General features: G+C 68.5%; 17 protein-coding genes, 1 tRNA gene and 2 riboswitches. Of the genes, 10 read left to right on the top strand and 8 right to left on the bottom strand.

Translation table 11 applies throughout. The annotated features are described in order from the left end of the window. Positions 1 to 77: 77 nt before the first annotated feature. A complete protein-coding gene (rnk, locus tag FHX60_RS25210; protein WP_112777047.1) occupies positions 78 to 497 on the bottom strand; it encodes a nucleoside diphosphate kinase regulator in 420 nt (139 codons plus the stop codon). Positions 498 to 1,015: 518 nt separating this feature from the next. Then, positions 1,016 to 1,447, bottom strand: coding sequence for a Cd(II)/Pb(II)-responsive transcriptional regulator (locus FHX60_RS25205; RefSeq protein ID WP_062795796.1), 432 nt, complete (start codon positions 1,445 to 1,447; stop codon positions 1,016 to 1,018). A gap of 189 nt (positions 1,448 to 1,636) precedes the next feature. Here FHX60_RS25205 and FHX60_RS25200 point away from each other — a divergent pair, with 189 nt between their 5' ends. Both FHX60_RS25200 and htpX read left to right on the top strand, forming a co-directional pair. Then, on the top strand, positions 1,637 to 2,020 hold the full coding sequence (locus FHX60_RS25200) for a hypothetical protein (protein WP_112777045.1): 384 nt from the start codon (positions 1,637 to 1,639) through the stop codon (positions 2,018 to 2,020). 125 nt (positions 2,021 to 2,145) lie between these two features. Further along, the gene (gene htpX / locus FHX60_RS25195; protein ID WP_092316717.1) at positions 2,146 to 3,024 is read left to right on the top strand and encodes a protease HtpX; all 879 of its coding nucleotides are present in this window, start codon (positions 2,146 to 2,148) and stop codon (positions 3,022 to 3,024) included. Between the two features lie 10 nt (positions 3,025 to 3,034). Here htpX and arfB read toward each other — a convergent pair whose 3' ends face one another. The 4 genes from arfB to FHX60_RS25175 all read right to left on the bottom strand — a co-directional run bounded on the left by arfB (position 3,035) and on the right by FHX60_RS25175 (position 4,736). Further along, complete coding sequence (gene arfB / locus FHX60_RS25190; protein ID WP_112777111.1) at positions 3,035 to 3,439, bottom strand: alternative ribosome rescue aminoacyl-tRNA hydrolase ArfB; 405 nt, start codon at positions 3,437 to 3,439, stop codon at positions 3,035 to 3,037. A gap of 226 nt (positions 3,440 to 3,665) precedes the next feature. Then, complete coding sequence (locus tag FHX60_RS25185; RefSeq protein WP_112777043.1) at positions 3,666 to 4,013, bottom strand: BrnA antitoxin family protein; 348 nt, start codon at positions 4,011 to 4,013, stop codon at positions 3,666 to 3,668. Continuing rightward, positions 3,997 to 4,266: a BrnT family toxin gene (locus tag FHX60_RS25180; RefSeq protein WP_183284986.1), complete on the bottom strand. Its 270-nt coding sequence runs from the start codon at positions 4,264 to 4,266 to the stop codon at positions 3,997 to 3,999. The genes FHX60_RS25185 and FHX60_RS25180 overlap by 17 nt, the downstream gene beginning before the upstream one ends. Positions 4,267 to 4,660: 394 nt before the next feature. Beyond that, positions 4,661 to 4,736 (bottom strand) — tRNA-Arg (locus FHX60_RS25175). A 465-nt stretch (positions 4,737 to 5,201) separates the two neighbouring features. On the opposite strand from FHX60_RS25175, the gene FHX60_RS25170 reads away from it, so the two are divergent. Further along, positions 5,202 to 6,095 carry a c-type cytochrome gene (locus FHX60_RS25170; RefSeq protein ID WP_183284985.1) on the top strand — a complete coding sequence of 298 codons (894 nt, stop codon included), beginning with the start codon at positions 5,202 to 5,204 and terminating at the stop codon, positions 6,093 to 6,095. Between the two features lie 74 nt (positions 6,096 to 6,169). On the opposite strand, the gene hemN is transcribed toward FHX60_RS25170, so the two are convergent. Beyond that, a complete protein-coding gene (gene hemN / locus FHX60_RS25165; RefSeq protein ID WP_183284984.1) occupies positions 6,170 to 7,642 on the bottom strand; it encodes an oxygen-independent coproporphyrinogen III oxidase in 1,473 nt (490 codons plus the stop codon). A 196-nt stretch (positions 7,643 to 7,838) separates the two neighbouring features. On the opposite strand from hemN, the gene FHX60_RS25160 reads away from it, so the two are divergent. Beyond that, positions 7,839 to 8,966, top strand: a complete 1,128-nt coding sequence (locus FHX60_RS25160) for an ABC transporter substrate-binding protein (RefSeq protein ID WP_183284983.1) — start codon at positions 7,839 to 7,841, stop codon at positions 8,964 to 8,966. A 23-nt stretch (positions 8,967 to 8,989) separates the two neighbouring features. Here FHX60_RS25160 and FHX60_RS25155 read toward each other — a convergent pair whose 3' ends face one another. Next, positions 8,990 to 11,095 carry a UvrD-helicase domain-containing protein gene (locus FHX60_RS25155; protein WP_112777038.1) on the bottom strand — a complete coding sequence of 702 codons (2,106 nt, stop codon included), beginning with the start codon at positions 11,093 to 11,095 and terminating at the stop codon, positions 8,990 to 8,992. A gap of 272 nt (positions 11,096 to 11,367) precedes the next feature. Here FHX60_RS25155 and FHX60_RS25150 point away from each other — a divergent pair, with 272 nt between their 5' ends. The 6 genes from FHX60_RS25150 to FHX60_RS25125 all read left to right on the top strand — a co-directional run bounded on the left by FHX60_RS25150 (position 11,368) and on the right by FHX60_RS25125 (position 18,913). Beyond that, the gene (locus tag FHX60_RS25150; protein WP_112777037.1) at positions 11,368 to 11,595 is read left to right on the top strand and encodes a YMGG-like glycine zipper-containing protein; all 228 of its coding nucleotides are present in this window, start codon (positions 11,368 to 11,370) and stop codon (positions 11,593 to 11,595) included. A gap of 76 nt (positions 11,596 to 11,671) precedes the next feature. Continuing rightward, positions 11,672 to 11,759: riboswitch (glycine riboswitch) on the top strand. Positions 11,760 to 11,780: 21 nt separating this feature from the next. Next, positions 11,781 to 11,904: riboswitch (glycine riboswitch) on the top strand. Positions 11,905 to 11,999: 95 nt separating this feature from the next. Then, positions 12,000 to 13,127 carry a glycine cleavage system aminomethyltransferase GcvT gene (gene gcvT, locus FHX60_RS25145; protein WP_183284982.1) on the top strand — a complete coding sequence of 376 codons (1,128 nt, stop codon included), beginning with the start codon at positions 12,000 to 12,002 and terminating at the stop codon, positions 13,125 to 13,127. Between the two features lie 99 nt (positions 13,128 to 13,226). Beyond that, complete coding sequence (gene gcvH, locus FHX60_RS25140) at positions 13,227 to 13,607, top strand: glycine cleavage system protein GcvH (protein ID WP_010812169.1); 381 nt, start codon at positions 13,227 to 13,229, stop codon at positions 13,605 to 13,607. 100 nt (positions 13,608 to 13,707) lie between these two features. Then, entirely contained in the window at positions 13,708 to 16,650 is a 2,943-nt protein-coding gene (gcvP, locus tag FHX60_RS25135) for an aminomethyl-transferring glycine dehydrogenase (protein WP_183284981.1), read from the top strand. 93 nt (positions 16,651 to 16,743) lie between these two features. Next, entirely contained in the window at positions 16,744 to 18,120 is a 1,377-nt protein-coding gene (locus FHX60_RS25130) for an L-serine ammonia-lyase (protein ID WP_183284980.1), read from the top strand. A gap of 55 nt (positions 18,121 to 18,175) precedes the next feature. After that, positions 18,176 to 18,913 (top strand): MBL fold metallo-hydrolase, encoded by a 738-nt coding sequence (locus FHX60_RS25125; RefSeq protein WP_183284979.1) that lies wholly within the window; start codon positions 18,176 to 18,178, stop codon positions 18,911 to 18,913. The last annotated feature ends 23 nt before the right edge of the window (positions 18,914 to 18,936 follow it).

The following is an 18,936-nucleotide window of genomic DNA, read 5'->3' as shown; positions in this document are numbered from 1 at the left end:
ACGGATCGCCGGCGACACGCCGCTACGGCGGGTGCGCGTGGCGGCGGCCGCACCCGAGAGGGCGCGCCCGCGGCTGTTCAAAGGGTGTACTGGCCGCTGGCTTCGGGCTGGAACGCGATCTCGGCGACAGTCACCTCCTGCTGGCGGCCATCCGGCAGGCGGTAGCTGACGGTCTGGCCGGCACGCGCGCCGAGCAGCGCCTGGCCCACCGGCGACAGCACCGACAGCCGGCCCGCATCGAAGTCGGCGGCGTCGGGATACACCAGGGTCCAGTCGCGCGGCGCCTGCTCGCCCGGCAGCGTGCACACCACGCGCGTGTTCATGGTCACCACGTCGGTCGGAATCTCTTCGGGCGCGACGATGGTGGCGCGCGCCAGCAGGCTGTCGAGCATGTCCTCGATCTGCGCGGAGCCGGCGCGGCTGGCGATGCGCTCCAGGCGGGTGACGTCGAGTTCGGTCAGGTACAGGGTGGCGGTCTGGGTCTTGGTGGCCGTCATGGCGGGTCCTCCGGCAGTCGTGGGTGGGCGCGGCCGGCCTGCATGGCGGGCGGCGGCGGTCAGGTCTTGCGGGGTTGGCGTGCCGCGCAGCGGCGCGCGCATCAACGGATCGGCAAAAGCGTTGCGGCGATCGCCGGCAACAACGGAAACGCTGGCTCGGGCCCGGTTCGGCCCGGGCCCCGCTATGGGAGACGAATCAGGCTGGGAACCGGGCGGAATCAGGCGGTGCGCTGATCCGGCGGGGAGACATCGCGCGCTTGGCGCGCTGGGGCAGGCTGGGGGCCAGGGCGACCGCGGACGCGTGCGCGCAGCCGGTCCGCAGCGGGCGGACAGGCGCATCGGGCATCGGCGTCAGGCGATCGGTCATGGCATTGCGGAAAAGGATAAGCGGCAGCGGCTGGCGTGCTGCAACAGCGAGCCCCGAAGTGGTGGCTCACCTGCCTTGCTGCCCCGGTTCGTGCACCGTGCTGGTGCGAAGCCGGAGCAACCATCGTAGCACAGCGCCGCGTTCGGGGTCGTCACCCGTTAGTGGCATGGCACTCACAGCCCGCCCCGGCCGCCGCCTGCTGCAGGTTCTGCAGGATGCCGCATGCGCTGGCGGGCTGGTGATGGCGGCAGGTTTCGCGCAGGGCGCGCAGCTGGCCTTCGAGCGCCTCCAGCGCCACGCGCTGGGCATGGATCTGGGCGATCTGGCGGTCCAGCAGCGTGTTGATGTCATCGCAGTCCTGCGACGGGTTGCGCTCGAACTCGCGCAGCCGCCTGACGTCCGACAGGCTCATCCCCAGCGAACGGCAATGGCGCACGAAGTTCAGCTGCACCACATGGCCCTCGTCATAGCGACGGTAGCCGTTGGCCTCGCGCCGGGGCGCGTCGAGCAGCCCTTCGCGCTCGTAATAACGGATGGTCTCGACATCGCAGCCGCTGGACCGTGACAGTTCACCGATACGCATGTGCCTGTTCCTTGCCATACCCTGTAACGACTACAGGGTTGGCGATAGTGTAGGCCAGTCTGCCGCATCCTGCAGAGGGGCCGAAGCCCGCTGCAACCGTCCGTGTGCTACCGCCGCCACGGCGGCGCCGGCGCGGTGCGGCATCCTGTAGAATTCCTTCCACTTTCACCGATAAGCCGTCCCCTGTCCGTGCGCGCCCTGCGGCTGCTCCTGCTGGTCATGATGCTGGCCTTCCTGCCCCTGCCGGGCTGGGCGGCCGCATTCGCGCACGCGGTGGTGTCCACCACCGAAGCCGCGGCCGTACCTGTCGCTGCGCCCGGCATCGAGAATGCCGGCGATGCCGCCGAAACCGATCCAGCCGCGGTCACAGGCGACGCTGCAGGCGATCCCCTGCCGCTTCCCGAAGCCGCCGAGCCGCAATGGCAGCCCGGCGCCGACCTGGCCGAGCAACTGCTGCCCGCCACCCCCTTGCGCCTGGCCCCCTGGGCCGGCCGCGCCGGGCCGCCGCGCTATGCCGGCGCCCTGCTGCCCGAACCCGACCTGCCGCGGCTGCCGCGACCACCACGCGCCTGATCCCCTGTGGCGCGGCCCGGCCGCGCCCGCCCGAACCCGCGTGCCGCGCACGAGTGCGGCGCGCGCCTGCGGTCCGACCGCACCTTTGCGCCCCATGGCGCGACCCACCACTGCTCCACATTCACATGAAACGCGTACTGCTTTTCCTGGCGACCAACCTCGCCGTCATGCTTGTCCTCAGCATCACCGCCAGCGTGCTCGGGGTGAACCGCTTCCTGACCGCCAACGGGCTGAACCTGGGCATGCTGCTGGCGTTCGCCGCGCTGATGGGTTTCGGCGGCGCCTTTATCTCGCTGCTGATGTCCAAGACCATCGCCAAGTGGTCGACCGGCGCGCAGGTGATCACCCATCCCAGCACCAGCACCGAGCTGTGGCTGGTGCAGACCGTCGAGAAGCTGGCGCAGCGCGCCGGGCTGCCGATGCCTGAAGTGGCCATCTACGAGGGCGAGCCCAATGCCTTCGCCACCGGGGCCACCAAGAACAGCTCGCTGGTGGCGGTCTCCACTGGGCTGCTGCAATCGATGTCGCACGAAGAGGTCGAGGCCGTGCTCGCGCACGAGGTCGCGCACGTGGCCAACGGCGACATGGTCACGCTGACGCTGATCCAGGGCGTGGTCAACACCTTCGTGATCTTCCTGGCGCGCGTGGTCGGCTACTTCGTCGATTCGATGCTGCGCAAGAACGACGAAGAGTCGAGCGGCCCCGGCATCGGCTACATGGTCACCGTGATCGTGTGCGAGATCGTGTTCGGCATCCTGGCCAGCATCATCGTGGCCTGGTTCTCGCGCCGCCGCGAGTTCCGCGCCGATGCCGGCGCCGCCGGCATGATGGGCACCCCCACGCCGATGGTCGCGGCCCTGCGCCGCCTGGGCGGGCTGGATCCGGACGGGCTGCCGCAGAACATGCAGGCAATGGGCATCGCCGGCGGCAAGTCGTGGATGGCGCTGTTCTCGAGCCACCCGCCGATCGAGCAGCGCATCGCCGCGCTGCAGTCGGCGCGCTGACGCCAGCGGCTCAGTCGAACACCCGCCCGCGCAGCGACTTGACCTGGCTGCGCTGGCTCTTGCTCTCCAGCCGGCGCTGGCGCGACGCCAGCGTCGGCCGCGTCGGCCGGCGCACGCGCGGCGGCGTGGCCACGCTGCGCACCAGCTCGTGCAGGCGCCGCACTGCATCGTCCCGGTTCTGGTCCAGGCTGCGGAACTGCTGTGCCTTGATCACCACCACCCCATCGCGGGTGATGCGGTGGTCATGCAGCGCCAGCAACCGTTCCTTGTGATCGGACGCGAGCGACGACGCGCGCACGTCATAGCGCAGGTGCACGGCATTGGACACCTTGTTGATGTTCTGGCCGCCCGCCCCCTGGGCCCGGATCGCGGTGATCAGGTATTCGTGGTGAGGGATGACGAGGTCGTCGGTCATGCCCTCGATCATAGCAAGCGCGCCGGCGGGCTAGCGCCACGCATAGGCAACGCCGAAGCCGTACGTGACCTGGTTGCGCGTGCTGCGCTGGGTCACGATCGGGTGCGTGCTGAAAGTTTTCATCGCGCGAGTCAAAGCTTGCCCGCGAGGGAGCACACCGCTGCGGCGCTCCAGGCGCCGCTGTTGGGTGTGGGCTGGGGGCACTCGGCGCCCACGTGACAGGAGATCAGCGTGGCAGCATGTTGTGGGACTTGGCGTAGTCGCGCAGCGCTTCGTTGATGCGCGTCTGCCATCCATCGCCGGTGGCCTTGAACGCGTCGATCACATCCCGGTCGTAGCGCACATTGACAGAGACTTTGCGCTCTTCCGCGGGCAACGCCGGGCGGCCGCGCCGCTTCATCAACGCTTCCGCCTTTTCCTTGCCCAAAATCTTGGGGAGAACCTCCCGGGCAGGCCGCATGCGTGCCAATTCGGCGTCGGTCAGCTCGCGCGCATCCGGATCCGAGGCAGCCGCGCGTCGGATCGCGGCGTCTTCCGCGTCGGTGACGCGGACAATCTTACGTTTGGTCGGCATAGCGTTTTTCCTCTCGCTTGTTGGCTCTGCGCAGGCTAATGATGCGGATGCTGTCACCGCGCACCGTGAACACAACCATGTGGTCTCGGTTGCCAATCAGGCCAAGGCCTTGAAAACGCTCCTCGGCATATTCGAAGCGGGTGTCCGGGTCGATCACAGCGCAGTCCCATTCGAACGATTCAGCGGCCGCCAGCGAAATGCCATGTTTGGCTTGGTTGGCACGGTCTTTAGCTGGGTCGAATTCGATCAGCATGGAATTATTGTGGCTACATTAATTTGATCGTACAAGCATTATTTGTTGCCACACAAACTCAGGGTATCCAGCGAGCCTTGCGCAGCGCCAACATCCTCCCGCGTCTGTGCGGCGGGGGAAATCGGCGTGATTGCCGTTCTAGTAGAAAAAAATCTGCACACACTCGGGCACAAGTGGGCATGCGCGGCGTGGCACGCCGGTACAGGTGTGTTCAATGAACTGGCGAAGGAAACGTTTGGGAGTGCAGCGCTAGGCGCACCTGTGCGGTCACATGGCGCAATGACAACGATGACGGGGGCGGCCAACGGTAGTTGCCGGCGCCAAAGGCAGGCGCAAATCAGGTGCAGTCGCCGTTCCCAGTCGTGGTGGGAAAGCCGAGGATGCTTATGGGGATTGGCGCGCCCGGCTGGGATCGAACCAGCAACCCCTGCCTTCGGAGGGCAGTACTCTATCCATTGAGCTACGGGCGCACAGGACGGTTTTGCAACCGGTTTTGCGGGTACAGCGGTTGCGGCGGGCGAATGCCGCCGCAGGAAAGTCGCATAGGATACCGCTTTTGCCCGGCGCCGTCCATGCGGGGCCGATACGGGCGCCTGGGAACGTCTCGCAACCGCCGCTTTTTGGCACTGGCAGGGGGGCTTTGGCGCTATAATTGCCAGCTATTTGCGTCAAATCGTGCCCGTCGCGCCGTCGGCGCAACGAGTCGACCGGGGTCAAATCCGGGCGGCTGGTTGTCGGCGACAATCGGGCCCCGGTCCGGGAGACAGTCCGAGGTACGCAAATTGGCAACAGACCCAAGTCAGGCAAGGGCCGCAGGGGAGCGCGGGCGGTCCGGATGGGGCCGGATAGTGGTCAGCGAAGGGCCACACCAGGGCCAGAAAAAGCAAGCCGAGCGTAAGCGGCCAGAAGGTTTCCTGCAAAACTGAGAGTTCTGTATGAGCGACGTCCACAACGAACACCCCGAGCACGAGTCTCCCATCAAAACCCCGAAGCAGTTGATCGCAGTCGTGATCGCGGCGTTCCTGGTGCCGATCATCGTGATCATCCTGCTGGTCAACTTCGTCGGACACGGCTCGACCGAAAGCGCCGGCGCGAGTACCGCCGCCGAAGCCGTCAACGATCGCATCAAGCCGGTCGCCTCGCTCGAAATCAAGGACCCCAGCGCGCCGCGCGTGTTCAAGACCGGCGAACAGGTCTACAAGGAAATCTGCGCCGCCTGCCACGCCACCGGCGCGGCGGGTGCGCCCAAGCACGGTACCGCCGGCGACTGGACCGCGCGTATCGGCCAGGGCTTCGACGGCCTGATGAAGTCGGTGCTCAACGGCAAGGGCGCGATGCCGCCGCGCGCCGGCAGCACGCCTGACGACTACACCGATTACGAACTGGCCCGCGCCGTGGTCTACCTGGCCGATTCCGGTGGCGCCAAGTTCCCCGAGCCGGCGGCCCCGGCCGCTGCCGCGCCGGCCACGGCCGCAGCCCCGGAAGCGGCTGCCCCGGCTGCCGCGGCGGCTCCGGCCCCCGCTGCGCCGGCTCCGGCAGCCGCAGCACCCGCACCGGCCGCCACCGCTGCCGCGCCGGCAGCTGCCTCGGCGGAAGTGGGCAAGAAGGTCTACGAACAGGTCTGCGCGGCGTGTCACGCCGCCGGCGTGGCCGGTGCGCCCAAGTTCGGCGACAAGGCCGCCTGGGCCCCGCGCCTGAAGGAAGGCATGGATGCGGTCCACAACTTCGCGCTCAAGGGCAAGGGCGTGATGCCGCCCAAGGGTGGCTATGCCGGCCCGGACGCCGACGTGATCGCCGCGTCGGACTACATGGCCAACGCCGCCAAGTAAGCCGGCACTGCCCTGACAAAAAAACCCGCCTTGCGCGGGTTTTTTTTCGTCCGGCCCGGGGCCGAGGTTGTGCGCTACACCACGCGCGAGTAGCGCGGCACGATGCGGATCGGCTGGGCGCCGTCGTTAGCGGCGCGCGCGCCGTTGTCGACCGGCCGGGCGGCGTCGTCGCGCAGGTAGCGGTCGAACACCATCGCCACGCGGCGCACCAGCAGCCGGCCCAGCGGCGTCACGGTGATGCGGCCGGGCTCGCAGCGCACCAGCCCGTCCGCGGACAGGCGGTCGATCTCGGCCAGTTCTGCCGGGAACGTCCGCTTGAATTCGATGCCATGCCGCGCCTCGATCGCCGGCAGCTCGAGCACCCCATTGCACATCAGGTCGCCGATGATCTCGCGCCGCAGGTGGTCGTCGGCCGTCATCGCCACGCCCCGCGCCAGCGGCAGGCGGCCCTGGTCCAGCGCGCGGTAGTAGTCGTCGAGCGTGCGCGCGTTCTGCACGTAGCGCCCCGCGATCGCGCCGATGGCCGAGATGCCGAGCCCGACCTGGTCGTAGCCGGCGTGCGTCGAATAGCCCTGGAAGTTGCGCTGCAGCCGGCCCTCGCGCTGGGCCACGGCGAGGTCGTCGTCGGGCAGCGCGAAGTGGTCCATGCCGATATAGACATAGCCCTCGGCGGTCAGCCGCTCGATCGTCGAGACCAGGATGTCGAGCTTCTCGCCGGCCGGCGGCAATGCGTTTTCGTCGATGCGCCGCTGGGGCTTGAACACGTGCGGCAGGTGGGCGTAGCTGTAGACCGAAAGGCGGTCTGGCCGCAGCGCCAGCACCTGGTCGATGGTGCGGCCGAAGCGCGCCGCGGTCTGGTGCGGCAGGCCGTAGATCAGGTCCAGGCTGACCGAGCGAAAGCCCAGCGCGCGCGCGGCATCGACCACGGCGCGGGTCTCCTCGAACGGCTGGATGCGATGGATGGCCTGCTGCACCTCGGGGTCGAAATCCTGCACGCCCAGGCTGACGCGGTTGAAGCCCAGCTCGGCCAGCAGCGCCATGCGGTCCTGGTCGACGCGGCGCGGATCGATCTCGATCGAGTGCTCGCCGTCGGCCGCCAGCGCGAAATGCGTGTTCAGCAGCGCCATCACGCGACGCATTTCCTCCGGGTTCAGGAAGGTCGGCGTGCCGCCGCCCCAGTGCGACTGGATCACCTGCCGGCGCGTGCCCAGGCGCTCGGCCACCAGCGCCATCTCGCGGCCCAGGTAGCTGACGTAGCGCGCGCTGCGGCCGTGGTCCCGGGTGATGATCTTGTTGCAGCCGCAGTAGTAGCAGATGTTCTCGCAGAACGGGATATGCAGGTACAGCGACAGCGGCGCCGGCGCGTCGGCGCGGCAGGCGTCCAGCGCGTCGTGGTACAGCGACAGGTCGGGGCCGTTGCGGAAGCGGTCGGCGGTCGGGTACGAGGTATAGCGCGGACCGTTGCCGTCGATGCGCCCGGCCAGCGCGCGGAAGTCGGAGAGCGCGCGGCGGTCGAGCGCGGGGGAAGTCATGGCAGACGGATTCATGGGGGCGCGGGGGAATGGGTATGCGACACGTCATCGTAGGACCGTGCCGGCGCCCGCAGCTTGACCGGCGTCAAGCGCGGGCCTGAGCCCACCGGCCCCGTCCCCGCTGACATGCACGCGTACGTCACATTGGCGTCATGAGTGCCGGGTACGGTGCGCGCCACCGCGCCCGCGCGCGTTCCGTCCTGTCCCAGCCATGTCACTTTTCCGCCGATCCACCACGCCCGCGCCGTACCCACCGCTGCGCGACCACCCGCCGGCACATGCCGGCCGGCGCCGGCTGCTTGCCGCGACCGGCATGGCGCTGGCGCTGCCTGCCCTGGCTCCGCTGGCGCAGGCGCCGCGCACGGTGGTGGTCGGGCATCTGGTCGACCGCACCGGCGCGCAGTCCGACCTGGCGCGCGACTACCTCGCCGGCGCCAAGGTCATGTTCGACGCGGTCAACGCCACCGGCGGCCCGGTGCGGATCCAGCATGTGGTGCGCGACGCGGACCCGGATCCGCGCCGCGCGCTGGCGCAGGCGGTGTCGCTGGTCGATACCGAGCATGCGGGGCTGCTGTTCGGCCCCGGCGACCGGCTGCTGCCCGTGCTGGCGTCATCGACCGAACTGGCCCGGCGCGGCATGCAGATCGTCGCGCCGCTGTCAGGGCTGGCGCTGTCCGCCGACAATGTCTGGTTCACGCGGGCCGACTACCAGGCCGAACTGGACGCGGCCGCGCAACAGTTGCGCGGCTACGGGCTGACGCACATCGCGCTGGCCGTGGCGCCGGACTTTGCGGTGTCGTCGCTGGCCCGGCTGGAAGCGCAAACCGGCACCCGCGCGGTGTTGCTCGAAGGCAGCGGCGATGCCGCGGCGCGGCGCATCGCGGCATCGCGCCCGGGCGCGGTGATCGTCGCGGGCGACACCCTGGCCTATGCCGAACTGGGCCGGGCGCTTGCGGCGCAAGGTTGGTATGGCTTCCTGGTCGGCCTGTCCGCGGTCAGCGCCAATGCCGCGCGCGAGATCCTGGGCCGCGGCTACGCCGGCGGGCTGGTGCTGACCCAGGTCGCGCCCGGGCCGCAGCAGGCAACGTTGCGGGTGGTGAAGGAACATGTGGCGCGCATGAAGCAGTACCTGGACGAGCCGCCGTCGCCGGCGACGCTGGCCGGCTATATCGGCGCCGCCTGGCTGGCGCGGGCGCTGCAGGGCCTGCGCCCGGGCGGCCCGGCGGAACTGCGGCGCGCGCTGCAGAGCCGCGTCGATGTGGGCGACTTCACGCTCGACTTCACGCGCGGGCAGCGCGGCTCGCAGTACGTCACGCTGGCGGTGTCGGGCGCACGGTAGCGACGCGATAGCGCCGCAGCGGCTCAGCCGGCGGCCGCCTTGCCGCCATTGCCGCCATTCCCGAGCAGCGCCTTGAGCGCGCCGAGGCGGTCCTTGGGACTCATCGCCGGAGTCGCGTCGACCGGCGCGGGCGCCTCTTCGAGCTTCATCTCGCCGATAAAGCGCGAGGGCTGGCACGAGTAGGTCTCGCGCGCGCGCTTGCGCTTCTTGCACCAGCTGACATGCAGGCTGCGCTGCGCGCGTGTAATGCCCACGTACATCAGGCGCCGCTCCTCCTCGATCTTCTCGTCGCTCATGTCCTCGTCCTCGCGGCAATGGGGCAGGATGCCCTCCTCCACGCCGACCAGGAACACATGCGGATACTCCAGCCCCTTGGACGCATGCAGCGTGGACAGCCGCACCGCGTCGGGATCTTCCTCGCGGCCCTCGAGCATGCTCATCAGCGCCACGGTCTGGGTCAGTTCCAGCAGGTTCTTGCCGTCGCTGCCGAAGCCGTCGGCGGTGTCGAAGCCGGTCGCCTCCCCGCCGTCCGCGCCTTCGGGCTTGGTGCCCTTGCGCTTGAGCCAGTCGAGGAATTCCAGGGTATTGGTCCAGCGCGACTGCGCCTGCCGCTCGTCGAAGCTGTCGTACAGGTAGGCCTCGTAGTGGATGCCGGCCATCAGGTCGTCGAGCACCTCGGTGGCCGGGTCCTTCGCCGCGCGGTCGGCCAGCCGCACCATCGATTCGCAGAACACGCGCAGCGGTTCCAGCTGGCGCGGCTGCAGCTTGCCCTCGATGCCGCCCATCATCGCCGCCTCGAACAGCGAAACCTTGGCCTGGCCGGCGAACGTGCCCAGCACTTCCAGCGTGGTGTTGCCGACGCCGCGGCGCGGCGTGGTGATGGCGCGGATAAAGGCGGGATCGTCGTCGGGATTGGCGATCAGGCGCAGGTAGGCGCAGATGTCCTTGATCTCGGCCTTGTCGAAGAAGCTCTGGCCGCCCGACAGCACGTAGGGGATGCGCTCGCGCCGCAGGATCTGCTCGAACAGCCGCGCCTGGTGGTTGCCGCGGTACAGGATGGCGTAGTCGCGGAACTGCGCGCGGCGCTCGAACTTGTGCGCCGACAGGCGGAACACCACCGACTCGGCCTCGTGCTCCTCGTCGTTCATCGGGTGGATGGCGATCGGGTCGCCCATGCCGTGCTCGCTCCACAGCTTCTTGTCGAACAGCTTGGGATTGTTGGCGATGACGGCGTTGGCCGCTTCCAGGATGCGCACGGTGGAGCGGTAGTTCTGCTCCAGCTTGATCACCTTCAGGTCCGGGAAGTCGGTCTGCAGCCCGCGCAGGTTGTCCAGCGTGGCGCCGCGCCAGCCATAGATGGCCTGGTCGTCGTCGCCCACCGCGGTGAAGGCCGGCGCGCGCAGGTGCGAGCCGCCGGCGAGCAGCTTGAGCAGCTGGTACTGGCAGGCGTTGGTGTCCTGGTATTCGTCGACCAGGAAGTAGCGCAACCGGTTCTGCCACTTGAGTTGTACCGCTTCATTGCGCGCGAACAGTTCCGCCGGCAGGCGGATCAAATCGTCGAAATCCACCGCCTGGTAAGCGTTCAGCGTGGCGACGTAGTTGCGGTAGACCAGCGCGGCCTGGTGCTCGTCTGCATTGGCGGCCTGCGCGATCGCGGCCTCGGGGTCGACCATGCCGTTCTTCCACAGCGAGATGGTGCTTTGCACGCCGCGGATCAGCTTTTTGTCGGTGGTGCCCAGCTGCTCCTGGATTAGGCCGAAGCAGTCGTCCGAATCCATGATCGAGAACTGCGGCTTCAGGCCGACGTGCTCGGCTTCCATGCGCAGGATCTGCACCCCCAGCGAGTGGAAGGTACAGACCGTCAGCTGCTTGAGCGGGATGCGCTTGCCCTCGCGCGTAGTCTTGCCTTCCATCAGCTTGCCGATGCGCTCCTGCATTTCCTTGGCCGCCTTGTTGGTAAACGTGACGGCGGCGATATGGCGCGGCTCGAAGCCCTTGTCCTCGATCAGATGCGCGATCTTCTGCGTGATCACCCGGGTCTTGCCGGAGCCCGCGCCGGCCAGCACCAGGCAAGGCCCGTCCAGGTAGCGGACGGCTTCGGATTGGGCGGGGTTCAGGCCATGGGTCATGCGGGGCGGGCGTTCGGGGGCGGCGGCGGAATCGGCGGAAGACGGCGGGCTTTGCCAGCGCCCCGGCAATGGAGGGCGGCAAAGCTGGCGATGTTAACACGCTCGCCGCGGCGGGTCAGTCAGCGCCATGCGCAACCGCAGGCCCGGCTGTGTCATCGGCGTAACACTTCGTAAAGAACGGAGCCAATGGCATAACGCGACACTCTAACCAGTGTGTCCCCCGGTCCGCCGGATCGCTTGGGCATGCACAAATCATCACATCGGAGCCAACAATGAAAACCATGCAAACTTTGACCAAGGTGACCCTGATCGGCATGACGGTCGCGGCCTTTGCCGGTTGCGCGGACATGACCCCGAAACAACGTAACACCGCCATCGGCGCCGGTGCCGGCGCGGTGGGCGGCGCCGTCCTGACCGACGGCAGCGCGCTGGGTACGCTGGGTGGCGCGGCCGTTGGCGGCGTGATCGGCAACGTCGTCACCGACGACAAGAAGAAGTAAGGCCACACCGCGCAGCGGTAGGTACGGCGGGCCTCTGCCGTGGTTTGACAAAGGCCGGGGCCTCCCGTACATTGCGCGCATCCGACCGGGAGAGCGCGCATCGCCTGCGCCGCCGAAGGGGTATCACCCGAAAACTCTCAGGCACCACGGACCGGTCGGATCGGCATGCAACATGCACACGATGCATGCCGCACTCTGGAGAGCGGCACCCGCCATTCGTGGCGAGCGTGCCCACCGAAGGGGCGCGCGAGGAAGGGATCATGGGATCCGCCTCGTAATCTCTCAGGTATCGAGGACAGAGGGGTCATCCGCCGCAGCGGATCGCTTGCCATCTTGGCGTAGCGAAGGTTGCGGCGGATGACCCTTTTTTGTTTTCGCCAACCGAGACTGCCCCCGAGGATTCCATGACGCTCCAGGCCACGCCCCTCAACGCTATCCACCGCGCCCTCGGCGCCCGCATGGTCGACTTCGGCGGCTGGGACATGCCGGTCAACTATGGCTCGCAGATTGAAGAGCACAACGCCGTGCGCAGCGACGCCGGCATGTTCGACGTCTCGCACATGTGCGTGGTCGATCTCGCCGGTGCCAATACCCGCAGCTTCCTGCGCGGCCTGCTGGCCAACAACGTCGACAAGCTGCAGACCCCCGGCAAGGCACTCTATTCCTGCATGCTCGACGAAAACGGCGGTGTCATCGATGACCTGATCGTCTATTTCTTCGCCGAGGACCGTTTCCGCCTGGTGGTCAACGCCGGCACCGCGGTGGGCGATATCGACTGGATCCGCGCCCGCAACGACGCCACCGGCAGCGGCGTGACCATCACGCCGCGCCGCGAGGACGTTGCGCCCGCGGGCGTGCAGCCGCTGGCGATCGTCGCGGTGCAAGGGCCCAACGCCCGCGCCAAGGTGTGGAGCACCTTCCCGTCGACCCAGCCTTCCGATGCGCTCAAGCCGTTCAACGCCGTGGTGGTGCAGGACCCCGCCCTCGGCGAAGTGATGGTGGCGCGCACCGGCTACACCGGCGAAGACGGCTTCGAGCTGGTGGTGCCGGCCGCCAGCGTCGCCGGGCTGTGGGAAAAACTGAATGCCGCGGGCGTGCGCCCGGCCGGCCTGGGCGCGCGCGACACGCTGCGCCTGGAAGCCGGCATGAACCTGTACGGCCAGGACATGGATATCAAGGTCTCGCCGCTGGACGCGGGCCTGGCGTGGACCGTCGACCTGCAGAGCGAGCGCGACTTCACCGGCAAGGCGGCGCTGGCTGCGGCCGGTTCGCGCCAGCAGTTCCTCGGCCTGATCCTGCGTGACAAAGGCGGCGTGCTGCGCGCCCATCAGAAGGTCATCACCCCAGCCGGTGACGGTGAAATCACCAGCGGCACCTTCAGCCCCTCGCTGTCGCAATCGATCGCTTTCGCGCGCCTGCCCCACGGCGTGAACGTGGGCGACACCGTGCAGGTCGAGATCCGCGACCGCAAACTCAACGCGACTGTGGTTAAACTGCCGTTTGTGCGTCATGGCAAGGCACTCGTGAGCTAAGGGAAAGCCCCGCTCACCAACGGTCGCCCTCGCCTGCCGGCAGCGTTGCCGGGCAGGCATCACCCAAACAAGAAACAGATCTGAATCCGGAGAACCTTCATGAATTTCCCCGCTGACCTCAAGTACACCGAGTCGCATGAGTGGGTGCGCGTCGAAGCCGATGGCACGCTCACCATCGGCATCACCGACCACGCCCAGGACGCGCTGGGCGACATCGTCTTCCTGGAACTGCCCGAGGTGGGCAAGTCGGTCGGTGCCGGCGACGCGCTGGCCGTGGTGGAATCGGTGAAGGCCGCGTCCGACATCTACGCACCCGTGGCCGGCGAAGTGATCGCCGTCAACGAAGCCGCCACCGCGGCGCCGGAAAGCGTCAACGCCGACGCCTTCGATGCGTGGCTGTTCAAGCTCAAGCCGGCCAACGGCGACGACGTCAACGGCCTGATGTCGGCCGACGCCTACAAGGCCAGCGTCGGCGCCTGATCGCCCGCCGGTCCCGCGCCAAGGGACCGGCACCCCGCATTCGCGGCGCCGCGGCACGGCTGACCACCTGCCGCCGGCGCCCCCCACGAGGTTCTTGCCCATGAACGCCCCGCTGCCCACCCCGCTGTCCATGAACGCCGCCCAAGCAAACCGGCCCACGCTGGCCGAACTGGAGGCGCGCGACGCCTTCGCCGCCCGCCATATCGGCCCCGATACCCCCGAACAGCAGCACATGCTGAAGGTGCTCGGCTATGACAGCCGCGCCGCGCTGATCGACGCCGTCATCCCCGCCGCCATCCGCCGCCGCGACGGCATGCCGATGGGCGAGTTCACCGAGCCGCTGAGCGAAGAGGCCGCACTGGCGAAACTGCGCGCGCTGGCAGGCAAGAACAAGGTCCTGAAAAGCTTTATCGGCCAGGGCTACTTCAATACCATCACGCCCGGCGTCATCCTGCGCAATATCTTCGAGAACCCGGCCTGGTACACCGCCTACACGCCCTACCAGCCCGAGATCTCGCAGGGCCGGCTGGAAGCGATGCTGAATTTCCAGCAGATGGTCACCGACCTGACCGGGCTGGATATCGCCAATGCGTCGATGCTCGACGAAGGCACCGCCGCGGCCGAGGCGATGACGCTGCTGCAGCGCGTGAACAAGCACGACTCGACTATCTTCTTCGTCGCCGACGACGTGCTGCCGCAGACGCTGGAAGTGATACGCACGCGCGCGCTGCCGCTGGGCATCGAGGTCAAGGTCGGCCCCGCGGCCGACGCTGCCACCGCGGGCGCCTTCGGCGTGCTGCTGCAGTACCCCGGCGTGAACGGCGACATCAATGACTACCGCGCCATCGCCGACGCCGTGCACGCCGCCGGCGGCCTGGTGGTCGCCGCCGCCGACCTGCTGGCGCTGACGCTGGTCGCCGCGCCCGGCGAATGGGGCGCCGACGTGGCGGTGGGCAACTCGCAGCGCTTCGGCGTGCCGCTGGGCTTCGGCGGCCCGCACGCCGGCTACATGGCGGTGAAGGATGCGTTCAAGCGCTCGATGCCGGGCCGCCTGGTCGGCGTCACCATCGACGCGCAGGGCAACAAGGCCTACCGCCTGGCGCTGCAGACGCGCGAGCAGCATATCCGCCGCGAGAAGGCGACCTCCAATATCTGCACCGCGCAGGTGCTGCTGGCGGTGATGGCGTCGATGTACGCGGTCTACCACGGCCCGCAGGGCCTGAAGCGCATCGCGCAGCGCGTGCATCGCCTGACCGCGACGCTGGCCGCCGGGCTGCAGGCACTGGGCTTTGCGCGCACCAATGCCAGCTTCTTCGACACGCTGACGCTGGAAACCGGCTTCAACACCGATGCGATCCACGCCGCCGCGACCGCGCGCGGCATCAACCTGCGCCATGCCGGCGCCACCCGCGTCGGCATCTCGCTGGACGAGACCGCCACTCGCGCCGACGTGATCGCGCTGTGGGATATCTTTACCCAAGGCAAGCCGCTGCCCGCCGAGGTCGACTTCGACAAGCTCGAGGCCGCCGCGCAGGATGCCTTCCCGCCTGCGCTGGCGCGCACCAGCGCCTACCTGACGCACCCGGTGTTCAACACGCACCACGCCGAGCACGAGATGCTGCGCTACCTGCGCATGCTGGCCGACAAGGACCTGGCGCTGGACCGCACCATGATCCCGCTGGGCTCGTGCACGATGAAGCTGAACGCGACCAGCGAGATGATTCCGGTGACCTGGCCCGAGTTCAGCCAGATCCACCCGTTCGCGCCGCTGGACCAGACCGTCGGCTACCGCGAGATGATCGACCAGCTCGAGGCCATGCTGTGCGCCGCCACCGGCTATGCCGCGGTCAGCCTGCAGCCCAACGCCGGCTCGCAGGGCGAGTACGCGGGCCTGCTGATCATCCACGCCTACCACGCCAGCCGCGGCGAGAGCCATCGCGACATCTGCCTGATCCCGTCGTCGGCGCACGGCACCAACCCGGCCTCGGCACAGATGGCCGGCATGAAGGTGGTGGTGGTGGCCTGCGACGAGAACGGCAACGTCGACCTGGAAGACCTGGCGAAGAAAGCCGAGCAGCACAGCCAGAACCTCGCCGCGATCATGATCACCTACCCCTCCACGCACGGCGTGTTCGAGCAGGGCGTGCAGCAGATCTGCGAGATCGTGCACCGGCACGGCGGCCAGGTCTATGTGGACGGCGCCAACATGAACGCGATGGTCGGCACCGCCGCGCCCGGGCAGTTCGGCGGCGACGTGTCGCACCTGAACCTGCACAAGACCTTCTGCATCCCGCACGGCGGCGGCGGCCCGGGCGTCGGCCCGGTTGCGGTCGGCGCGCACCTGGCCGACTTCCTGCCCAACCAGGACAGCGTCGGCTATCGCCGCGACGAGCGCGGCATCGGCGGCGTGTCGGCGGCACCGTTCGGCTCGGCCAGCATCCTGCCGATCTCCTGGATGTATATCGCGATGATGGGCTCGGCCGGCCTGACCGCGGCCACCGAGAACGCGATCCTGGCCGCCAACTATGTCGCCAAGCGCCTGGCGCCGTACTACCCGGTGCTCTACACCGGCCAGCATGACCTGGTCGCGCACGAGTGCATCCTGGATCTGCGCCCGCTGCAGAAGGAAACCGGCATCAGCAACGAAGACGTGGCCAAGCGCCTGATGGACTACGGCTTCCACGCGCCGACCATGAGCTTCCCGGTGCCGGGCACGCTGATGATCGAGCCGACCGAGTCCGAGGCGCTGCATGAACTGGACCGCTTCATCGATGCCATGATCGCGATCCGCCAGGAGATCGGCCGGGTTGCCGACGGCACCTTCGACCGCGACGACAACCCGCTCAAGCACGCCCCGCACACCGCCGCGGTGGTCACCGCCAACGAGTGGCCCCACCAGTACACGCGCGAGGAAGCCGCCTACCCGGTGGCCTCGCTGCGCACGCAGAAGTACTGGCCGCCGGTCGGCCGCGCCGACAATGTGTACGGTGACCGCAACCTGTTCTGCGCCTGCGTGCCGGTCAGCGACTACGTGGTGGACTGAGCCGGCACCCCGGCCAGAAGCTAAGCTGTACTCAGGGCGCCGCGCAACGCGGCGCCCGCCGGCCTGGTCCGGCGTCAAAACTGGAGGCCGTCCGTGGCAGTCAGCGTATTCGATCTGTTCAAGGTGGGCATCGGCCCGTCCAGCTCGCACACCATGGGCCCGATGCGTGCGGCACTGATGTTCGCGCAGGGGCTGGAGCGCGACGGGCTGCTGCCGCAAGTCGGCAGCGTGCGGGTGGAGCTGTATGGCTCGCTCGGCGCCACCGGCAAGGGCCACGGCACCGACAAGGGCGTGATCCTCGGCCTGATGGGCGAGGCCCCCGACACCATCGATCCCGATTCCATCGACACGCGCCTGTCGGCCCTGCGCAAGACCCGCGAGCTGTCGCTGCTGGGTCGCCACCTCGTGCCCTTCGTCGAGAAGGAGCACATCGCCTTCTACCGGCGCGAGGCCATGGCCGAGCATCCCAACGGCATGAAGTTCCACGCCTTCGATGGCGGCGGCGCCACGCTGCGCGAGGCGCGCTACCTGTCGGTCGGTGGTGGCTTCGTGGTCACCGCGGGCGCGCCCAACACGCAGGTGCTCAACGCCGCGCAGCAGTTGCCACACCCGTACCGCAGCGGCAAGGAGCTGCTCGGGATGGCCAGCGCCAGCGGCAAGAGCATCGCCCGGCTGATGCTGGAAAACGAGCTCACCTGGCGCAGCGAGGCCGACGTGGTCAACGGCCTGCTGCATATCTGGGACGTGATGCAGGCCTGCGTGGCGCGCGGCTGCCGCACCGACGGCGAACTGCCGGGGCCGTTCAAGGTGAAGCGGCGCGCGCCCGAGCTGTACCGCAGCCTGACCGAGCGCGCCGAGCGCACCCTGTCCGATCCGCTCTCGGTGATGGACTGGGTCAACCTGTACGCCATTGCCGTCAATGAAGAGAACGCCGCCGGCGGGCGCGTGGTCACCGCGCCAACCAACGGCGCGGCCGGCATCATCCCCGCGGTACTGCACTACTACGATCGCTTCGTGCCTGGCGCCAACCGCGACGGCGTGGTCGACTTCCTGTTGACTGCCGGGGCGATCGGGCTGCTGTACAAGCTCAACGCGTCGATCTCCGGCGCCGAGGTCGGCTGCCAGGGCGAAGTCGGCGTGGCCTGCTCGATGGCGGCCGGCGCACTCGCCGCGGTCACCGGCGGCAGCCCGGCACAGGTGGAGAACGCCGCCGAGATCGGCATGGAGCACAACCTCGGCCTGACCTGCGACCCGGTCGGCGGGCTGGTGCAGATCCCGTGCATCGAACGCAACGCGATGGCGTCGGTCAAGGCCGTCAACGCGGCGCGCATGGCGCTGCGCGGCGACGGCACGCACTACGTGTCGCTCGATTCGGTGATCAAGACCATGCGCGAAACCGGCGCCGACATGAAGACCAAGTACAAGGAAACGGCGCGCGGTGGCCTGGCGGTGAATATCGTGGAGTGCTAGCGGCGGCACGGCGTATCATGGCGGCGTTCCCCGGCCAAACAACAAGAGGACGGCCATGCAGACCTTCCACCAGCTGTTCGACGAGACCTCGTCCACCTTCACCTACCTGCTGATCGACGCCGCCACCGGGGACGCGCTGCTGATCGATCCGGTCGACCACCAGCTGGAGCGTGACCTGCAACGGCTGCAAGCGACCGGGGCGCGCCTGGTGTGGGTGATCGAGACCCATGCCCATGCCGACCACATCACCTCGGCCGGCCACCTGGCCCTGCAGACCGGCGCGCATACCGCCGCGCCGTCCGGCTGCGACATCAAGCCCGCACACAAGCAGCTGATCGACGGCGATACCGTCGCCTTCGGCAAGCAGGTGCTGCGCGCCATCCATACGCCCGGGCACACCGCCGGCAGCATGAGCTACCTGTGGGAAGAAGCCACCGCCGACGGCATCGTGCGCCGCGTCTTCACCGGCGATGCGCTGCTGATCGACGGCTGCGGCCGCACCGATTTCCAGTCGGGCGACGCCGGCACGCTGTACGACAGCCTGACCCGCAAGCTGTTCGCGCTGCCCGACGATACGCTGGTCTATCCGGCCCATGATTACAAGGGCCGCACCGTCTCCACCATCGGCCATGAGCGCGCGCACAACAGCCGCGTCGCCGGCCGCACGCGCGAGCAGTTCGTCGAGATGATGCGCAACCTGAACCTGCCGCGCCCCAAGCTGATCGATGTCGCCGTGCCCGCCAACCAGCGCCTGGGCCTGCGCGACGGCGAAAGCGTGCCGCACGGCGCCTGAATTCCTTCCCAACCCCAGGAGTC

Source organism: Cupriavidus alkaliphilus (genome assembly GCF_014191175.1).
Taxonomy (GTDB): Bacteria; Pseudomonadota; Gammaproteobacteria; order Burkholderiales; family Burkholderiaceae; genus Cupriavidus; species Cupriavidus alkaliphilus.
The sequence above is the reverse complement of the archived record's forward strand: the minus strand, read 5'-3'. Positions and strand labels throughout refer to the sequence as shown.

What these genes read in the sequence shown, in the direction of transcription:
- FHX60_RS25160 (WP_183284983.1), top strand. Translation starts at nt 7,839, where the DNA reads ATGTCACTTTTCCGCCGATCCACCACGCCCGCGCCGTACCCACCGCTG.
- FHX60_RS25170 (WP_183284985.1), top strand. Translation starts at nt 5,202, where the DNA reads ATGAGCGACGTCCACAACGAACACCCCGAGCACGAGTCTCCCATCAAA.
- gcvP (WP_183284981.1), top strand. Translation starts at nt 13,708, where the DNA reads ATGAACGCCCCGCTGCCCACCCCGCTGTCCATGAACGCCGCCCAAGCA.
- FHX60_RS25155 (WP_112777038.1), bottom strand. Translation starts at nt 11,095, where the DNA reads ATGACCCATGGCCTGAACCCCGCCCAATCCGAAGCCGTCCGCTACCTG.
- htpX (WP_092316717.1), top strand. Translation starts at nt 2,146, where the DNA reads ATGAAACGCGTACTGCTTTTCCTGGCGACCAACCTCGCCGTCATGCTT.
- FHX60_RS25125 (WP_183284979.1), top strand. Translation starts at nt 18,176, where the DNA reads ATGCAGACCTTCCACCAGCTGTTCGACGAGACCTCGTCCACCTTCACC.
- FHX60_RS25150 (WP_112777037.1), top strand. Translation starts at nt 11,368, where the DNA reads ATGAAAACCATGCAAACTTTGACCAAGGTGACCCTGATCGGCATGACG.
- arfB (WP_112777111.1), bottom strand. Translation starts at nt 3,439, where the DNA reads ATGACCGACGACCTCGTCATCCCTCACCACGAATACCTGATCACCGCG.
- FHX60_RS25180 (WP_183284986.1), bottom strand. Translation starts at nt 4,266, where the DNA reads ATGCTGATCGAATTCGACCCAGCTAAAGACCGTGCCAACCAAGCCAAA.
- gcvH (WP_010812169.1), top strand. Translation starts at nt 13,227, where the DNA reads ATGAATTTCCCCGCTGACCTCAAGTACACCGAGTCGCATGAGTGGGTG.
- FHX60_RS25205 (WP_062795796.1), bottom strand. Translation starts at nt 1,447, where the DNA reads ATGCGTATCGGTGAACTGTCACGGTCCAGCGGCTGCGATGTCGAGACC.
- FHX60_RS25185 (WP_112777043.1), bottom strand. Translation starts at nt 4,013, where the DNA reads ATGCCGACCAAACGTAAGATTGTCCGCGTCACCGACGCGGAAGACGCC.
- hemN (WP_183284984.1), bottom strand. Translation starts at nt 7,642, where the DNA reads ATGAATCCGTCTGCCATGACTTCCCCCGCGCTCGACCGCCGCGCGCTC.
- rnk (WP_112777047.1), bottom strand. Translation starts at nt 497, where the DNA reads ATGACGGCCACCAAGACCCAGACCGCCACCCTGTACCTGACCGAACTC.
- gcvT (WP_183284982.1), top strand. Translation starts at nt 12,000, where the DNA reads ATGACGCTCCAGGCCACGCCCCTCAACGCTATCCACCGCGCCCTCGGC.